The organism is Colwellia sp. BRX10-4 (assembly GCF_014077465.1).
GTDB lineage: Bacteria > Pseudomonadota > Gammaproteobacteria > Enterobacterales > Alteromonadaceae > Colwellia_A.
In genome coordinates, this window is sequence record NZ_JACGVZ010000020.1 from 45,927 (window position 1) to 64,018 (window position 18,092).

12 protein-coding genes and 1 pseudogene are annotated in these 18,092 nt (G+C 37.5%); 8 read left to right on the forward strand and 5 right to left on the reverse strand.

Translation table 11 applies throughout. The features are described from left to right. Positions 1-35 precede the first annotated feature (35 nt). From atpD to glmS, 5 genes are all read left to right on the forward strand, one after another. On the forward strand, positions 36-1,421 hold the full coding sequence (gene atpD, locus H4J67_RS14820) for a F0F1 ATP synthase subunit beta (RefSeq protein WP_070375312.1): 1,386 nt from the start codon (positions 36-38) through the stop codon (positions 1,419-1,421). A 74-nt stretch (positions 1,422-1,495) separates the two neighbouring features. Then, positions 1,496-1,918: a F0F1 ATP synthase subunit epsilon gene (locus H4J67_RS14825; RefSeq protein ID WP_070375313.1), complete on the forward strand. Its 423-nt coding sequence runs from the start codon at positions 1,496-1,498 to the stop codon at positions 1,916-1,918. Positions 1,919-2,184: 266 nt separating this feature from the next. After that, the gene (gene glmU / locus H4J67_RS14830; protein ID WP_182175913.1) at positions 2,185-3,558 is read left to right on the forward strand and encodes a bifunctional UDP-N-acetylglucosamine diphosphorylase/glucosamine-1-phosphate N-acetyltransferase GlmU; all 1,374 of its coding nucleotides are present in this window, start codon (positions 2,185-2,187) and stop codon (positions 3,556-3,558) included. Positions 3,559-3,750: 192 nt separating this feature from the next. Next, positions 3,751-4,512, forward strand: coding sequence for a DeoR/GlpR family DNA-binding transcription regulator (locus tag H4J67_RS14835; RefSeq protein WP_182175914.1), 762 nt, complete (start codon positions 3,751-3,753; stop codon positions 4,510-4,512). 12 nt (positions 4,513-4,524) lie between these two features. Further along, positions 4,525-6,357: a glutamine--fructose-6-phosphate transaminase (isomerizing) gene (gene glmS, locus H4J67_RS14840; RefSeq protein ID WP_182175915.1), complete on the forward strand. Its 1,833-nt coding sequence runs from the start codon at positions 4,525-4,527 to the stop codon at positions 6,355-6,357. A 677-nt stretch (positions 6,358-7,034) separates the two neighbouring features. Here glmS and H4J67_RS14845 read toward each other — a convergent pair. From H4J67_RS14845 to H4J67_RS14865, 5 genes and pseudogenes are all read right to left on the reverse strand, one after another. After that, a pseudogene (locus H4J67_RS14845) lies at positions 7,035-7,280 on the reverse strand (diguanylate cyclase); the annotation flags it as partial. Between the two features lie 162 nt (positions 7,281-7,442). Beyond that, positions 7,443-7,712 carry a PAS domain-containing protein gene (locus H4J67_RS14850; protein ID WP_182204159.1) on the reverse strand — a complete coding sequence of 90 codons (270 nt, stop codon included), beginning with the start codon at positions 7,710-7,712 and terminating at the stop codon, positions 7,443-7,445. 174 nt (positions 7,713-7,886) lie between these two features. Next, positions 7,887-10,241, reverse strand: coding sequence for a bifunctional diguanylate cyclase/phosphodiesterase (locus H4J67_RS14855; protein ID WP_182204160.1), 2,355 nt, complete (start codon positions 10,239-10,241; stop codon positions 7,887-7,889). A 995-nt stretch (positions 10,242-11,236) separates the two neighbouring features. Further along, entirely contained in the window at positions 11,237-14,416 is a 3,180-nt protein-coding gene (locus H4J67_RS14860) for a hypothetical protein (protein ID WP_182204162.1), read from the reverse strand. A 13-nt stretch (positions 14,417-14,429) separates the two neighbouring features. Then, a complete protein-coding gene (locus tag H4J67_RS14865; RefSeq protein WP_182204164.1) occupies positions 14,430-15,233 on the reverse strand; it encodes an NACHT domain-containing NTPase in 804 nt (267 codons plus the stop codon). 326 nt (positions 15,234-15,559) lie between these two features. Here H4J67_RS14865 and H4J67_RS14870 point away from each other — a divergent pair, with 326 nt between their 5' ends. Genes H4J67_RS14870 through H4J67_RS20365 form a run of 3 tightly spaced genes read left to right on the forward strand, consistent with a single transcriptional unit; the run spans position 15,560 to position 18,046 of the window. After that, a complete protein-coding gene (locus H4J67_RS14870) occupies positions 15,560-17,125 on the forward strand; it encodes a hypothetical protein (RefSeq protein WP_182204166.1) in 1,566 nt (521 codons plus the stop codon). A gap of 28 nt (positions 17,126-17,153) precedes the next feature. After that, positions 17,154-17,678, forward strand: a complete 525-nt coding sequence (locus H4J67_RS20360) for a hypothetical protein (RefSeq protein ID WP_220471658.1) — start codon at positions 17,154-17,156, stop codon at positions 17,676-17,678. A 14-nt stretch (positions 17,679-17,692) separates the two neighbouring features. After that, the gene (locus H4J67_RS20365; protein WP_220471659.1) at positions 17,693-18,046 is read left to right on the forward strand and encodes a hypothetical protein; all 354 of its coding nucleotides are present in this window, start codon (positions 17,693-17,695) and stop codon (positions 18,044-18,046) included. Positions 18,047-18,092 lie beyond the last annotated feature (46 nt).

An 18,092-nucleotide genomic window follows, 5' to 3' on the forward strand; every position in this document is an offset into this window, starting at 1 on the left:
TTAGTAAATAAGAGCACAAGATTAGAGGATTAAACATGAGTACAGGTAAAGTCGTCCAAATCATTGGCGCAGTTGTGGATGTAGAATTTCCACAAAATGCTGTACCTCAGGTATATGACGCGTTAAAAATAACTGAAGGTAACCTTAGTGGCTTAGTACTTGAAGTACAACAGCAACTTGGTGGTGGCGTAGTTCGTACTATCGCCATGGGTTCATCTGACGGTTTACGTCGTGGTCTGAATGTAGAAAACACAGGTGAGAATATCCAAGTTCCAGTAGGTACTGCAACTTTGGGTCGCATCATGAACGTATTGGGTGAGCCTATCGATGAAGCTGGCCCAATCGGCGAAGAAGAAAAGTGGTCAATTCACCGCCAAGCGCCAGCATATGCTGACCAAGCGATGTCAAATGAACTACTTGAAACTGGCATAAAAGTAATCGATCTAGTTTGTCCATTCGCTAAGGGTGGTAAAGTAGGTTTGTTCGGTGGTGCTGGTGTTGGTAAAACTGTTAACATGATGGAACTTATTCGTAACATCGCGATTGAGCATAGCGGCTACTCAGTATTTGCTGGTGTAGGTGAGCGTACTCGTGAAGGTAACGATTTCTATCATGAAATGAACGATTCAAATGTACTTGATAAAGTATCTCTTGTTTACGGTCAAATGAACGAGCCTCCAGGAAACCGTTTACGTGTTGCCTTTACAGGTTTAACAATGGCTGAGAAATTTCGTGATGAAGGTCGTGACGTATTATTCTTTGTTGATAATATTTACCGTTATACATTAGCCGGTACTGAAGTATCTGCACTTCTTGGTCGTATGCCATCAGCGGTTGGTTATCAACCAACTCTTGCTGAAGAAATGGGTGTACTTCAAGAGCGTATTACTTCAACTAAGAAAGGTTCAATCACTTCAATCCAAGCGGTATACGTACCAGCAGATGATTTGACTGATCCCTCTCCAGCTACTACCTTTGCTCACTTAGATGCAACGGTTGTATTGAGTCGTGATATCGCTTCGCAAGGTATTTACCCTGCAATTGACCCACTAGATTCTACTTCTCGTCAACTTGATCCATTAGTTGTTGGCGCTGAGCATTATGAAACTGCCCGTGGTGTTCAATCAACATTACAACGTTACAAAGAGCTTAAAGATATTATCGCCATCTTAGGTATGGATGAATTATCTGAAGAAGACAAATTAGCTGTGAATCGTGCACGTAAGATTCAACGCTTTTTATCTCAACCGTTCTTTGTTGCTGAAGTATTCACCGGTTCTCCTGGTAAGTATGTGTCACTTAAAAACACTATTAGTGGTTTTAAAGGCTTACTTGCAGGCGAATACGATGATTTACCTGAGCAAGCTTTTTATATGGTTGGTTCTATCGAAGAAGCAGTTGAAAAAGCTAAAAACATGTAATTTGCTTGGGCGTGTTAGGTTAACGTAAGTCATCGACTTATTGACTATCTAACCGCCTACTTTAGGAGGTCAAAATGTCAGCAATGACGGTAAATCTAAATGTAGTAAGTGCAGAAGAGAATCTATTCTCTGGACGTATTGAATCATTACAGATCACAGGTTCAGAAGGTGAACTAGGTATTATGCCTGGTCACGCACCTTTATTGACCTCGCTAAAACCTGGTATGGCTCGTATTGTTAAATATGGTGGCTCAGTAGATGTTATATATCTTTCTGGCGGCATGTTAGAAGTTCAACCAAATAACGTAACCGTATTAGCTGATATAGCGATACGTGCAGACGATTTGGATGAAAAAGAAGTATTAGAAGCTAAGCAACGTGCAGAAAAACACATGAACGCCCATGGCGGAGATGTTGGTTTTGCTGAAGTTGCGGCTGAATTAGCGCGAGTAACTGCGCAATTACGCGTAATACAAGCGTCTAATAAAAAAGTCTAACTTTACAGACAAAGCACTGAGTTTTAGTGACAGAAAAGCGATATTTACTTAAGGTATATATCGCTTTTTTTTGTCTTTAATATAGTGGCTAATTAAGTTTTACCACACAGCCACTTGGTTAAATTTACTGAAGCTTGCTAAACAATTAATCTTGATGATGTAAAAATATATCAGACACTTATAGCGCTACATGGCTATAGTTTATCTGTTAAAACAAGGTTACAATATTTGTTATTACCATCAAAAACATAAATAACGGATATACTATGTCTCTTTCAGTTGTCATTCTTGCCGCGGGTAAAGGTACTCGCATGCGTTCATCACTCCCTAAAGTACTTCACGCAATTGCTGACAAACCTATGGTTAGCCATGTCATTAATGCTGCACGCCAATTAAACGCTGATAATATTTATATTGTCTATGGCTTTGGTGGTGAAGTATTAAAAGCGACAATAGCGAATAGTAGTGCAAATGACGATTTAACATTTATTGAACAAAAAGAACAACTAGGTACCGGACATGCCGTAGACATGGCATCACCTTTCATTAAAGATAATGAAAATGTTTTAGTGCTTTATGGTGATGTACCACTGACCAAAGTTAGCACATTAGAAAAATTATTAGCGGTTAAGCCATACCATGGTATGGGGTTACTAACGGTAAATTTAGCTGATCCTACTGGCTACGGACGTATTATGCGTAAAGATAATGCCGTGGTTGGCATCATAGAGCAAAAAGATGCTTCGGCCGAACAGTTATTAATTACTGAAGCTAATACTGGAATTTTATTAGCAAATGGTGGAGATTTAAAGCGTTGGTTAGCAAATCTGTCAAGTGACAATGCCCAAGGTGAATATTATTTAACTGATATTATTGCCGCATGTCATCATGAAGGTAAAACTATTGCTACTGCTCATCCCGATACCGAGATTGAAGTTGAAGGTGCCAATAATCGAGTGCAACTTGCTTCATTAGAACGAGCTTTCCAACTACGTGAAGCCGAAGCGTTAATGATAGCGGGGGCAAGCTTACGTGATCCTAACCGCATCGATATTCGCGGAAACGTAATCATCGGAGAAGAAGTGCATATCGACATTAATTGTATTTTTGAAGGTGATGTTTCTTTAGCTAATGGTGTGCAAATCGGTGCCAATTGTATTTTAAAAAATTGTACAATCGGCGAAAATAGCATAGTTAAAGCAAATAGTATTATCGAAGACGCCGTCGTTGGTAAAGACTGTTCTGTCGGCCCATTTGCTCGACTGCGCCCCGGCTCTGTAATGAATAAAGACTCTCATGTTGGTAATTTTGTTGAAATGAAAAAAACAACTTTAGGAGCTGGTAGTAAAGCGGGACACTTAACGTATTTGGGCGATACGATTATTGGTCAAAATGTTAATATTGGTGCTGGAACCATCACTTGTAACTATGACGGGGTTAATAAGTTTAAAACCATTATAGATGACGGTGCTTTCGTCGGTTCAAATAGTTCGTTAGTGGCCCCGGTTACTATTGGTGCTAATGCTACCATAGGTGCGGGCTCTGTTATTGCTAAAGATGTAGCAGCCAATGAACTTGCGGTTGCTAGAGGTAAACAAAGAAATATAGCCGACTGGCAAAGACCAACCAAAAAAAGCTAGGTTAATTGATATTTAAAATGAAAGAGGCACAATATGCGCCTCTTTTTTATGTTCACTGATATGAATTAGGATTAATATCAGTCAAATAAATATTTATTGCCATAAAAGCATACTTTTGTTCTAATAGCTTAAGTTACTAAACGAAACTTATTCTGTAAGATAAGTGACGAAACAAAAGATAAACTTAATCGCATGTCAAAAAGAAACACCCAGCAGCGTCGCCACAGCATTATCTCTGAGCTTAATGAGCACGGAGAAGTAAGTGTCGATAGTCTTGCAAAAAAATTCGTTACTTCAGAAGTAACCATCAGAAAAGATTTAGCTGCGCTAGAAAATAGCGGATTATTGCTCAGACGTTACGGTGGAGCTGTGCCTTTGCCTAGAGATATTATTGAGCATAAGTCTGATAAAGTTTCGAAACGAAAGGTTTCAATCGCCAGTAAAGCGGCGACACTTATTCGTGATCATAACCGCATCATAATCGACAGCGGTAGTACGACTTCAGCCTTAGTGAAAGAGCTTAATAGTAAACAAGGTTTAATCGTAATGACCAACTCTTTAGCAATAGCTTCTGATTTGCATGCGCTTGAAAATGAACCGACATTACTGATGACCGGGGGCACTTGGGATACACATTCTGAGTCTTTTCAAGGTCAAGTAGCAGAAAGTGTCTTGAGATCTTATGATTTTGACCAACTTTTTATTGGTGCCGATGGTATCGATATAGAGCGTGGCACGACTACTTTTAATGAGCTATTAGGGCTTAGCCGCGTGATGGCAGATGTCTCTCGTGAAGTTATTGTACTTGTTGAATCTGAAAAAATTAATCGTAAAATACCTAACGTTGAAATTCCTTGGCAAAATATAGACATACTGATCACTGATGCAGATCTGCCTGATGAACTCAAAGCCAAACTCTTAGAACAAGACGTTAAATTACTCATTGCAAAATAAAAGGAAAAAACTATGTGTGGGATCGTAGGTGCTGTAGCACAACGTGATGTAGCAGATATATTAGTTGAAGGGTTAAAACGCCTAGAATACCGCGGATATGACTCAGCCGGTGTTGCTATTATCGATAATAACAACCAATTAAACAGAGTACGCCGCTTAGGCAAAGTACAAGAGTTAGCAGACGCTTTAATAACAAACCCTTTATCAGGTGGAACAGGTATTGCTCATACGCGCTGGGCTACTCATGGTGCGCCAAGTGAAGTGAATGCTCACCCACATGTATCTAGTCAAAATATCGCTGTTGTTCATAATGGTATCATCGAAAATCATCAAAGTTTAAGAATACGTTTGCAGGGCATGGGCTACGAATTTGTCTCAGAAACAGATACTGAAGTTATTGCTCATTTAGTTCATCTTGAATTGAAAACATCAGCGACCTTACTTGAAGCAGTACAAAAAACAGTTAAGCAGCTTGATGGCGCCTATGGCACCGTTGTACTTGATACTACCGATAAGAGTCGTGTAGTTGTTGCACGCTCTGGGAGCCCTTTAGTGATAGGTTATGGCGTAGGTGAAAACTTTATAGCCTCTGATATGATGGCGCTATTACCGGTCACCCGAAAGTTTGCTTTTCTTGAAGAAGGTGATGTTGCTGAAGTTACTCGTTTTGAAGTTAACGTCTTTGATACTAACGGCGTACCCGTAAAGCGTGAAGCAAAAGAACAAGATATCAGTCAAGACAGTGGCGATAAAGGTGAATACCGTCACTACATGCTGAAAGAAACTTACGAACAACCTACGGCTATCCGCAATACTTTAGAGGGGCGCTTGTCTGGTAATGTGCTCGATATGAATACTTTTGGTGAAGGCGCTGATGAAATATTTAAGGGTATCGAACACGTACAGATTATTGCCTGTGGTACTAGCTACCATTCAGGTATGGTAGCACGGTATTGGTTAGAGTCGCTAGCAGGTGTTTCTTGTAATATAGAGATTGCCAGTGAGTTTAGATACAGAAAGTCTCATGTTCCTAAAAATGCCTTAATTGTAACTATCTCTCAGTCGGGTGAAACAGCTGATACTTTAGCGGCACTTCGCTTAGCAAAAGAGCTTGGCTATAAAGCCAGCTTAGTTATTTGTAACGTAGCCGGTTCATCTTTAGTGCGTGAATCTGATCTTGCTTTCATGACCAAAGCCGGTGCAGAAATTGGCGTCGCTTCTACCAAAGCATTTACCACACAGTTAGTCGGCTTGTTAATGATGACTTGGGCTATAGGTAAACATCACGGTATGAGTGAAGCGGTTCAAAATGAAATCGCCAGTTCATTAATGGCTTTACCCAGTAAACTAGAAGAAGTCTTAGCACTAGCAAGTTCTATTGAAGATTTAGCGGAAGACTTTGCTGATAAACACAACGCTTTGTTTTTAGGTCGTGGCGACCAATATCCTATCGCTATGGAAGGGGCTTTGAAGTTAAAAGAAATCTCTTATATCCACGCTGAAGCATACGCTGCTGGTGAATTAAAACATGGCCCATTAGCGTTAATCGATGCTGATATGCCTGTAATTGTTGTTGCGCCTAAAAATGATTTAATTGAAAAGCTTAAATCAAATGTTGAAGAGGTTCGCGCGCGTGGTGGCTTAATGTATGTATTCGCTGACAGTGAAGCAAATTTTGCCAGTGATGATACGATGAAAGTTATTAATGTGCCGGTATGTGACGATTTAATCGCACCTATTGTTTATACGTTACCACTACAATTGCTTTCATATTATGTCGCAATAATTAAAGGCACAGATGTTGACCAACCTCGTAACTTAGCAAAATCAGTTACCGTTGAGTAGAGAGACTTTTTTGAAGGTATATGTGGGTTCTAAATAAAGTTGGAAACGTCTAAATAAAGATGGAAACATAGGAATAAAGTTAGAAACAAAAAAGGCATTAAACTTAGTTTAATGCCTTTTTTTTTGGTAAATGATGTAGAAGCTAAATAAAGTTGGAACCTAACTTAAACTGGCATAAGTGAACCTTAATAATCATTCGAAACACATCATGAAATGGCTGTTAACGTCTTCTGCGTGGCATGAGTTAGTCTAGGGGTAATGCTTCAATCGGTTTAATTTAGGCTTCAAAATTAATCCATTGCTAACGACTTCTTGTAGCCAATTGCGGACATTAAGTCTTTACAAATTCAGGAGCATATTTAGGGCAATATTAGCCAAAATTACTGCTCACTTGTAGGGCAAGTTTAAGCTCAAAGCCGCCAGTCGCATTTCGTTTCTTAACGCTAACTTTTGCCACCATAGTCGACATTAGCTTATCAATGTCAAACACTGTCTCAGATCAAATTTTGTATCGCTAATACGCCAATAAACGGCGAGTAATAGTTTGCTAGAGTGAGATGCGGAACCTAGCCAACGATAAAGTCCTGCTTTAAAACCTTGTAAACTTTATTTTCATGTCAGATTTAGACATTATGTCTATCAAAAAACTGGGAAGTCATAAATAACCACAGTTCTAACTACTCAATAACTTCAACTCTGTTTTTTCCAAATTCCTTAGCATTGTATAAAGCTTGATCGGCCCTATTTATAAAGACTTCAAGAGTGTCATCAGCAATAAACGAAGTCACACCAAAACTGCCCGTTATGTGTTTAACTTCCGGAAAAACACTTTCTTTAATTAAGGTTCGTAGTTTCTCCGCCAGTTTTCGGCTTCCGTTCAAATCCGTTTCGGGGCATATTATTAAACATTCTTCCCTTCCCCAGCGACCGACAGTACTTCAGTTATCGCTAGCTTAAGGGCCTTTTCTTCAAGTGATTTCTGATAAGTTATAACAGTAGATATACCAAGAATTCCTACGATAAGGTCATTATCATTATTAGAATAGATGGGCGTTTTTACTTTAAGGTAGACTTTTTTTTCCCGATTATCCATCGTCAACAATGATTTCTTCCTCTGTGGACTCTCCCAACAAAACTTTTAGATCCACTTTTCTCAGTGTTTCCATTATATCAGGCGGGAAAAAGTTAGAATCGTCTGCTAAATGTAATTTTTTAGCAGTGCATCCAAAAAGGTCAAGAGTATGTTTGTTTGCGTATACATACCTTGATTTGCTGTCCTTAATGTATACATATGACGGCAGGTTATCTAGTGCAGTACGTAATCCACTTAGTAAATCGATGTGATGTTCTATCATTCATCAGACCTTCATATATTTAATTTGTTAATGTGACAACTATCCTGACACAGGGGGGGATTTTGCTTTAGGGATTATTGATCTTTTATCGCTTATTTTTATTTGAGAATAGAGAGTTTTTAACTTAATTCATCGTTCGGCGCTTATTGGTCATCTTTACTGCTTTAAAGCCTTTTAGTATAGCGTTGGAGAAAAATCAAATGTATTGGAACTTACTAATTCCTCAAACTCTGTAATAGGCACAGGACGACTAAACAAGAAACCTTGATACTGACTACACCCATTATTAAATAAAAACTGGCGCTGTTCATTGGTTTCAACACCTTCGGCTATTACATCATAATTTAGGCTACTAGCTAGGTTAATAATTGTTTGTATGATTACAGCATCATTAGGATCGGTTGTGATATCACGAACAAAAGATTGATCTATTTTTAATTGCTTCAGTGGTAATAGTTTCAGACATGAAAGAGAAGAGTATCCTGTGCCAAAATCATCCAAAGAAAACCCAATGCCGAGTTGATTCAGTTGCCGCATTTTGTCAATGATAATATCAACATTTTCCAACAAGATGCTTTCGGTTAATTCCAGTTTTAAACAGCACGGATTTATGTTCTTTGAAGAGATGATATCTTTTACAACGGCCACAAAATCTTCTTGTTGAAATTGTAAGGCACTAACATTAACAGATATCTGCCAATGCTCTCGGTTGGGGGTATTTTGCCATATTTTAAGTTGCTGACAAGCAGACTTCAATACCCAACACCCTATTGGGATGATTAAGCCGCTCTCCTCTGCCAAAGAAATAAAGTCGAGTGGCGAAACCATTCCTCGTATTGGATGAAACCAGCGTAACAAGACTTCCGCACCTTGAATGCCTCTGATTTCATCTACCTGAATTTGATAATACAATTCAAGCTCATCATTATCTATTGCTTGGCGCAGGTCAGCTAAAATAGCAGTGTTTTTTTCTAATGCAATCTGCATGGCAGGATCAAAAAAACGAATGGTATTTCTACCCGCCGTTTTTGCCTGATACATAGCAACGTCAGCTTGCTTTAGAACCTCATCCTGACAGGTTAAATTTGATTTGAATATACTGATGCCAATACTGGGCGTACAGTGAAAAACCATTTCATTTTTGTCGGCTGAATTTTCTTTGGTAGTTAATTTATAGGGTTTACAAATGGACTGTCGTATTTTTTTAGCTATTTCATTGGCAAGATGACTTGCCGTCACGTCATCATCACCAAGGTTGTCAATGATGGCAACAAACTCATCTCCCCCTAATCGAGCAACAAGCTCTCCCTCTCGAAGAGTCTCTTTCATTCTAGCGGCAACAGCAATGAGTAACTGATCGCCCATATTATGGCCTTGGGTATCATTAAGGACTTTAAAGTTATCAAGATCGATAAAAAAAAGTCCGCTAAATCGTTCGTCACGAGAATTAGCTGCCATCATGAGTTTCAATCTGTCTTGCAACATTCTCCGGTTAGGAAGCTCAGTTAGCGGGTCGTAAAAAGCAAGTTGTTTAATTTGCTCTTCATAACTTTTACGTTTTGTAATATCTCTGCTAACACTCATTAAACCGTAACGAGTACCATCTAAACCATCAAAGGTTTTCTTGATAGTTTCATGCAATACCTTGGCTCCGTCAGGATAAACAACCCATTCATCTTGACTATATAATTTTCCACTAGCAATAATTTCATGCTCATTAAGACCTGCCTTATCTTTGGTTTTAAAACTTTCTGTGAGCTCTTGATCCACTTTCCCCTTAAGCTCTTGCTCTTTCAGACCAACGTATCTCTCAAAAGCCTGATTACAGCCTAGGTAACGTCCGTTAGCATCTTTAAAGGATATTAAATCAGGTAATGAATCAATCAAGCCTCTCATCATGCTTTGCTCGCGGTTTAACAGTTTTTGACTTTCAATCAGGTCCCATGAGGATTTACGGCGCTCTCGTTGGCGAATTAGTATTAAGCCCACTAACATAGTACAAACGGGGAAAATGAAGATTAAGGGCTGCATAATCGCATTTATGACTTGGTAACGCAGATGCTCGGGCAATAGAAGCATACAAGCCAGTACTGCTATTTGAATCAGCATGCCAAATGCATATAACTTGAACCAACCAATCGTCAGTTTTTTTTGTTTCAGAATATAGGCTAACAAATAACCCAAGCAACCAGGAATGATGACAACTAAGGAGCCTACTAGCGCTCCTGCCCCGCCAATGTAAAGCCTTAAGCTTACCATCATAGCAGCAGCAATCAGGGTAGGTACCAATCCAAAAAATAAACCACAAAGGCTGATAAGGACCCAGCGTGTGTCAAAGAACAGTCCAGGCGCTAACTCCCATGAAGTATTCATAACTGCCAGGCCCACTATACCGACAAATAATCCAGATATTAAATCGCGTGCGCTTTTATTCTTAATAGATTCTAGATTCAGAGCATCATAAATAACGCCTAAAGAAATTAAGAGCGCTGCATTGTAGAGTAAAGCGGTAAAGCTGCTAGTATCCATCCGTGATTGAACGTCCTTAAAAGTTGGTAAGTATTTCGCCTTTAAAAACAAACAATAGCTGTATATATGCCATGATTCAATTGTTTTTTAATAATGACACATGACGGTGCCTATTCAGGATTAGCCCAAATGGCTAACCAATCAAATTGCCGTAACAAAAAGCATGACAAGCTCTTTAAGCAGAATTTTTGATAAAAAATATAATCCAAAACAGTATTTTACTCCACAGTTTAATGTCTCGAATGTGGCATAAGTGACGATTAACAAAATCCCAAAATCGGTTTTTTTTTAGTGCTAATGTTCCCTTGGCACTAAGTTGCTATAAATCCTATCTCACTAAGTGCCACAATTCGCCATAAAAAATATTTTACCAGTACTGATTTATTAGTGTGTGACTTTTTCTAGTGAAATAGTCACAATTGCTTGAAATCCACCTATTAGCAATTTCGAGGTGATGAGCGCAAAACCCCAAAAAGGACACCAATAATAAATTTAACCACTTACACCTAACCGTGATAATTTACATAACATTTTGTTTAAGAGGGTATTACAATCATTTCTACAAGAAGGTAAACCGACTAATTATTTAACTCGAAAAAACGATTAAAACAACAACCTTCATTTACTCTAATGAAATAAAGCAATTACCTGCATTTGTCCATAGGTCATTAGAAAAAGTATTGCATTATTGGGCCTGGCTTTAGTCCGCAATGCGCACAAAGTGATTATTAATAATTTGATGATGAACGACCGCTATGGTGGCTTAGTTGTCTGTCAGGATAAGGTAGCTCAACGTCTAATGAACACTAAAAACAGCTCGAAAACCCATTGATGCTAACGTCCGGTTTCGTATCTTTGTTAACATTAAGCCAGTGATCATCAGACTGTTCTTCAGCTAGCCAATTTTGACTAAATCATTTTTGCATTAGGTCAAAGCTAATATTTAAATGTGTCAGGTCAAATATGAGCTCTATAATTTTTACTATTACAAATGGTTATTTTTTGGGTTTAGAAGCGTCAATGACAAAAGATTCAATCAATCCTATGGCTCTTTCGGGAATAACGAGGTCAATCGAAGTTTTTAGCTGATCGGAACTAGTTGGTCTATCACCTACTTTACTTGGTGGCTTTTTCATGCCCTTTCCATCAAACCAAAACAACAAGTAGATACCATTTCCTTCTGAAGCAGGATCTCTTGTGTATTGCTTTTCGAGTTGTTCAGCTGCCGCAGTCCAAATTTTTTGATGATCATCACGCTTTATTTCTATTGGAAGTTTCATATTTTTATAGTAAACAGCGATGTCAGCTCGTTTCTCTTCAACATAATATGCTTCTGGCTCAACTACTATATCAAGGTGTTTTAGCTTAGCTCTCAGTAAGTCTAGTAATATGTCTCTGGAGTCATTTTCATTAATATGCTCGTCTGTTAGCTTGCCTTTTATAGTATTCCAAAACCATCTATATTTATTGGAATTATCATTTCTAATTTCGCTGGCAATCTCTTTCAAGCAATCTACTACTAGTGCTTTCAAATCAGAAGCATTTGCAGGTTCTAAGTCTGCTAATGTTGATACGACCTTTGTTACATCTGGGTATGTAAAAAAAGCTTCTCTCTTCTTTCTGAAATGATCTGCTAAACCTGAGCGTAACTCTGTCTGCCATTCACCTAAATTCTTATCGTTTGATAGTTTTTCTAACACTAATGTTGCAGCGTCACTTGTATCTTCTGTGAAAGAATTGAGAATTGATCTTAATAATCTTGCAACATCATAGGAATCGTTTCGAGGTACCATTCTAGAGCCACCGGTAAGATACACATTAGAAAACTTAGTCCCTAACAAGTTAAAAACATCTTTTCTATACTCTACACTTTTTACTTTATTGCCATCATCACCTTCAGTGAGCAAATTCGAGCTCAAAATGTGATAAGTCACCCACTTTGCCTCTTCATTGTTTCTAAGTTCAGTTTGTAATTTTTTTATGTAGTCAATTGGGCTAAGCTCAAAAGCAAATGCAAGTATAGTAGCTTTCTTTCCTGTTTCTTTTAAATAACGCCTTTTTAGAACTAAATCTATTAACTCTAGTTTCTTCTTTTTTGGTAATTTAGATATACAACTAAGCATTGTCGTTAGTAGTTCGACAGATATTTTGAAATACTTTACTAATAACTCAGGAATAATTTCTAATGCTATAGGGTACAAACAGTCTTCTTTAGTAAATTTATAAAGGCCAGAGACTTTATTGTTATTATTATCTAATTGTATTTCCCAAAACTCGTGAACAGTGTTTTTAACAAATTCTTTATGGGTACTTGTTAAGTAGATAAACCATGCTGGTTTATCATTTTCGAATGAAGTTAATTGATATCCAATAGCTGCCTGTAAAACCTCTTCTGGCAAGTTTATTACCTCATGCGGATCGCTCTCGAACAACTGTGCGATAGCAACTTCCATAAGAGTAGCGCGATAATAGGTTTTTCCCTCTAAATGGTTTTCTGCAATTTGGCTAAGTGTGTTAAAAGAATTATCATTTAGTGAGTTTTTCCAACCTTCTATTATTAGTTCAAAATTTTCCTCCCCAACTTCCTCTTTTAACCTTTGTTCAGGAGAGTACTCATGATTTAAGTCAGAGTACCTATCAAGCCAAATCATGGCTAAATACTGAAGTAAATCGACTTCTTTACCCACTCTTAACTCTTCTTCTTTTGAGCTTATGTCAGCTTTAGTTTGATTGACTCTTTTTTCCCTATCCGCGATTTTTTTTTGTTGCCTTTTAATATCTTTAGCTCGCCAACCTTGATGCTCTATGTTGCTATAGTTAAATTTTGCAAGAATTAAAGCTAACCCTGTATCTTGTTCAGTTAACTGTTCAATATCTTCAATTGCTAATAGCTCAAGCGCGTTTAAAGTATGAAAGTACCTTGAACATAAAATGTTAAACAGCTTTGATTTTAGTTCTTCTTCGGGCTCCGAGGTTAAGTATTCATATATGTCTTTAATAATTTCAGAATCAGTATACGTGTTTAATGTTAGTGAGTTGAACGCCCACATGATATCAAAATGATCTTTATCTTCATGTTTTTTAATATAATGAATAAGTAACTGAAGAATTTTCTTTTCGCCAGATAGCAACTTTTGCCTTACTTTGTTTTCTCTATTGCTATTTAGGGTATTCTTTTGGTATTCATCTAGATTTATATCTAACCATGCCAATAACTCATCTATAGTGCACTCAGTATAATTTTCAGTTATTAGCCCGATTGAAACAGAGTTTGTGAGCTTAAACTTCCAACCCTCCTTTCGATCACCTAGCCATGTTACAGAAGCAGCGGCTAACTCTTTAAGTTCGCTAATGCCACTATTTTTGGCGATCCGATGTATCAATAAGTCCATATATGTACCGTAATACCCAGATTCAGGCTTAGTTAAGAAGCCCAAAAGGTTTGTTGGGCTTAAAAATTGCGGATACAATTTATCAATTAAATTTCCTCTTAAGTAATTCTCATTATCAATCAATGTAGAAAAATGAAGATCACTTAATAGCCCTAACAGAGTTGGCGACCAATCGATTAAACTGGCTTTTAAAGAGTCTATTGCTTTATCTCTATAGTGGTTAGGTTTAGAGTTATCTTTAATGAAGGCTAGTAAGGATTTAGTTAATGAATCATTATCTTTTATCGTACCAACACTTAATGAACCTAATATAATCGACATGAAATGTGAGTCGCAAGGGTCGTGATCTATATACTCAACTATAGGGGTAACAATTTTTAAGTCAGCTAGACCACCTAATTCAGTTGTAGAGTAGTCACTTTGTCTGAACCAAGCATCTTGTTTAGACAAGTTTTTTAGCTCCCTTAGTGCAGTTAGTTTTGTGTTAGGAGTCCAGGAATAAGTGTCACCGTAGATAACAGCTCCATAAGGGTCATGCTTGATAATCTTTTCTGCTGATCCTGCTAGCAAGGTAACAAGCCAAGCATAGACGCCTCTCAAGTCTGGTGCCGTTTTTCCGTCGAATCCAGTCAGTAATGTCATGACTCTATTTAATGATAAGCCTCCACGTACTCTCTTACTTAGGTATCTAGCAGCTAAAAACTCTGCTATTTTTCTATGCTTCGGTTCAAATCGACCTTCTTCTAACTGAGAAAATATTCTTCGACGAGCTGCTACTTTCAAGTGAAATAGGTTGTCATTGAACTTGTGAACAGGGGGGAGCTTTTGATGCAGAATTTCTTGTTACAGAGATTCCTTGTACGCCAGATAGCATCATCAATGCTGCTAAATACTCCGAAGAATTTACTAATGAAACATCACTTATTTCATCATCTAACTCAGCTACATGCTCTATATTTAGTTCTTGTAATAATACGCCACATGCAACGTCTAATAAGTCAGCTTTATTTTTTGGCCAGTCCTCTAAACTCTCATAATAGGATAAAAGTAACTCTAGGTTTCCAGGTGATTGTAAGAAATTTTCAAGGCCGTTTTCTTTTATCCTTAATACAAACTCCTCTTTATTATCGAGTTCTATTAATTCCAGCGCAGCTTCTTCAGTCAAGGGGTCTAGTTCGATTTGAGTGACTTCACTTCCTTTAATTGATTTTGATAAGCCTTCTATATCTATATGGCCATGCCATTCTGCGGTTCTACAAGAGACTCTTATCTTCGATGGTTTGGCCTCTTTTAATTTAGCTACGAGTGCATCAACTACACCTTTCCCTTTGAATTTACTCCTTTGCTCATCCAAGCCGTCTAAATAGATAACTTTATCTAGAAGGTGAGATAGGTCATTGGTAAATAAAAACTCGCCAACAGTTACAAATATTGAGTTTTCCTCGTATTCTGCCGCTTTTTTAAACTCTGTTGTTTTCCCCATGCCTGGTTGACCTAGAACGACTATTACCTCTTTATTAAAAAAATCTTTAATTTGTGATTGACGATTATTTTGTTTGGGGGGAATGGTTTGTGTATAGGTTCTAGGAATTGTGCTCACTTGGATTAACCCCTTTTAAGGTATAAATTAGCTTGATGAAATTCTTTTTACATACAGTATGTGATTGGAAATCAAAAAGCACTTGGAATGTTTGTTTTATCTTAATAAACCAAGCATTTAAATAACTATGTAATATCATTTGTAGTCTCAGCCAGACTCCCTATAATCATATAAAAAATGAAGGGAAGTGGTTTGCAATTGTACTAAATAATCCGTCATTAGCTCCGTGATATAAGTTAGGGCCGGGAATGACTTTATTTATGATTAAATGTTGTTCTAAACGAACTTCTGAGGTTTATATGCAAGTGGAATGTAGGGAGTAACATGTGGCTAGAGATGATTTTAACGAAAAAGTGAAACAACTGTTATGCCAGCAAGTCGGTGGTAAATGCGCTAAGCCTGATTGTCGAATTACGACTATAGGACCGCATGAAATAATGGATAAAAGGACAACTATTGGTGTTGCCGCCCATATCGCAGCAGCCGCTCAAGGAGGACCTCGCTTTGATAAATTGATGTCACCTAAAGAACGTAAGTCGGTGCACAATGGTATTTGGCTTTGTCAAAATCATGCTAGAGAAATAGATGTAAATCCTGATAAGTATCCAATTGATTTATTAGAAAGGTGGAAAAAAAAGGCTATATCACTTGCTGATAGTGAGCTGGGCCAGCGACAACTGAGTCAGGCTGAAGTTAATACGAAAGCAGTAGACACTTTACTTACGCACGTACAACCGACCTTTCAGCAAAATAAAATAACATCACTCATTCAAACCGTTCATAGCGGGGTAGCTGCCAAGTTTGATCAACTAGATTCAAGGTTTAGTGTTTTGACTCGTTTTGATGGAAATAATGTTAATTACATAATTGATGCTAAAGAAGATATCCCACTAAAATTAAATGTATTTAATGAAGCATCTAAAGATTTTACTGAGCAATTTAAACAGTTACTTTCGCATGGTAGCGAAGTTGAAATATCAACTGATAATATGGAGATTAAGGGGTCTCCACTGTTCGAACAAATAATTCAACCTGGTGGTACTTTTAAAATCATGCCAGTAGGCACTTCTGCTGTACTTAAGCTAACTACAGTAACTCTTTCCTCAGAATCGCCTTTTGTATTCGATGATTTTATTGGAGAAATGACTAATGGCAATGAATCAATAACCTTTAAAGGAACGGCTTGTGAAGGACTATTAAACGTAAGTATTCAAGTACACCTTACGTCTCCTAATTTTAATATTCATTTTAAACTGAATTGGCAAAAATGGCTTGATTATCCACTTACTAAATTACCTTTTTTTAATAAAATTACTAGAGTTTTTAATAGTTTTAGCCAAAATGCTTTACTTAAATTATCCATTGAAGTGAAAGGTGAGTCTGTTTTTAATACGGAAAACCAATTAAATAGCGAAATGGTTGAATCTAGTAATACAGTAACGGCACTCTTAGATTATTTGGTGGCGGCAAGAACTATATGTAACTATTGCCAGTCTAGAATATTGTTCGATATAGAAAAAGTTGAATACCAACCTGATGATTATGATTTTGTATTGAAGCAAGCTGCTTTACTAGAGTCACCTAAAACATATTCAGCCCATGATTTAACTACCCCAATTACTGCAACACTAATAGTTCAAGAATCTAGGGAAAACTTAGATTTAGTTACTAATCCTACACCTGGTAATGTACAGATTAAGCAATCAGACATCAGAGTTAAATTACTTGATCACTGGGTGCAGCTTCCCACCAAGCAAACAACATGCGGGCCAGTCGTTTCAAAAATTACTCCTGCCGACACATCAAACCTAAAAACGGGGGATGAATTTCATGTGGTATGGGAACCGGTAGATGAGTTTATTTGTGTGATGAAATACCTTAAAAATGCATAAATATTAAAAAATAGAAAAAGGAATAAGTTTGACATTAAAAGACTTGATAAAAGATAGAAATTATAAGTTTGCACTAGTTATTGGCAATGGAGTAAATCGCTATAACAGTATAGATACAAATAACTCTTGGGACTCTATGTTATTAAGTCTATGGGGGAAGCATGTTAGTTCATCGTCCATGACAATACCTCAAGGTATTTCGTTAACTGAGTTTTATGACGCGCTTGATTTGAATAGTAAATCAGAGGCGAAAGATCTTCAAAAAGAGTTTTGCAACCTTATGGCTGATTGGCAACCAGGGCTACATCATCAAGCGATTACTGATTGGGCGCGTAAAAAAAGAACGCCAATATTAACAACTAATTTTGAAGATACTTTACCTGCTACTCAGTCATTATCTACTAAACATGCTGATTCTAAGAAGTTCACTGATTTTTACCCTTGGGGGACTTATTATTCAGAAAATGAAGTTCATAACCCTTCGACTGAGTTCGCTATTTGGTTTATCAATGGAATGCAAAAGTACAAAAGTACAAACGTAGCATACGGCTAGGACTCTCTCATTATATGGGGAGTGTTGAAAGAGCTCGAGGTATGTTTCATAAAGGAAGCGAAACACGGCTATTTTCTGGTAAAAATGTAAATGAGTGGCGTGGTTACCAGACCTGGCTTCATGTGATATTTAATAATGACCTTATTTTCATGGGCCTTGAGCTTAATACTACGGAAGTGTTCTTACGCTGGTTATTGATAGAAAGGGCAAAGTACTTTCGAAAATTTCCTGAACGCAGTAAATCTGCATTTTTTGTCTATTCAGGTGATGATGTTTCTAAAGGTCAGCGTTTATTTTTGGATAGTGTAGGGTTTAAATTAGTAAAAGAACCTACATACGATGATATTTATCAAACACCTTGGGTTTAGCGAAACTAATCCCTTTGTATTATTGCTGGAAGAGTTCGTTATGAGC

What these genes read in the sequence shown, in the direction of transcription:
- atpD (WP_070375312.1), top strand. Translation starts at nt 36, where the DNA reads ATGAGTACAGGTAAAGTCGTCCAAATCATTGGCGCAGTTGTGGATGTA.
- H4J67_RS14825 (WP_070375313.1), top strand. Translation starts at nt 1,496, where the DNA reads ATGTCAGCAATGACGGTAAATCTAAATGTAGTAAGTGCAGAAGAGAAT.
- glmU (WP_182175913.1), top strand. Translation starts at nt 2,185, where the DNA reads ATGTCTCTTTCAGTTGTCATTCTTGCCGCGGGTAAAGGTACTCGCATG.
- H4J67_RS14835 (WP_182175914.1), top strand. Translation starts at nt 3,751, where the DNA reads ATGTCAAAAAGAAACACCCAGCAGCGTCGCCACAGCATTATCTCTGAG.
- glmS (WP_182175915.1), top strand. Translation starts at nt 4,525, where the DNA reads ATGTGTGGGATCGTAGGTGCTGTAGCACAACGTGATGTAGCAGATATA.
- H4J67_RS14850 (WP_182204159.1), bottom strand. Translation starts at nt 7,712, where the DNA reads ATGATAGAACATCACATCGATTTACTAAGTGGATTACGTACTGCACTA.
- H4J67_RS14855 (WP_182204160.1), bottom strand. Translation starts at nt 10,241, where the DNA reads ATGGATACTAGCAGCTTTACCGCTTTACTCTACAATGCAGCGCTCTTA.
- H4J67_RS20365 (WP_220471659.1), top strand. Translation starts at nt 17,693, where the DNA reads ATGGGGAGTGTTGAAAGAGCTCGAGGTATGTTTCATAAAGGAAGCGAA.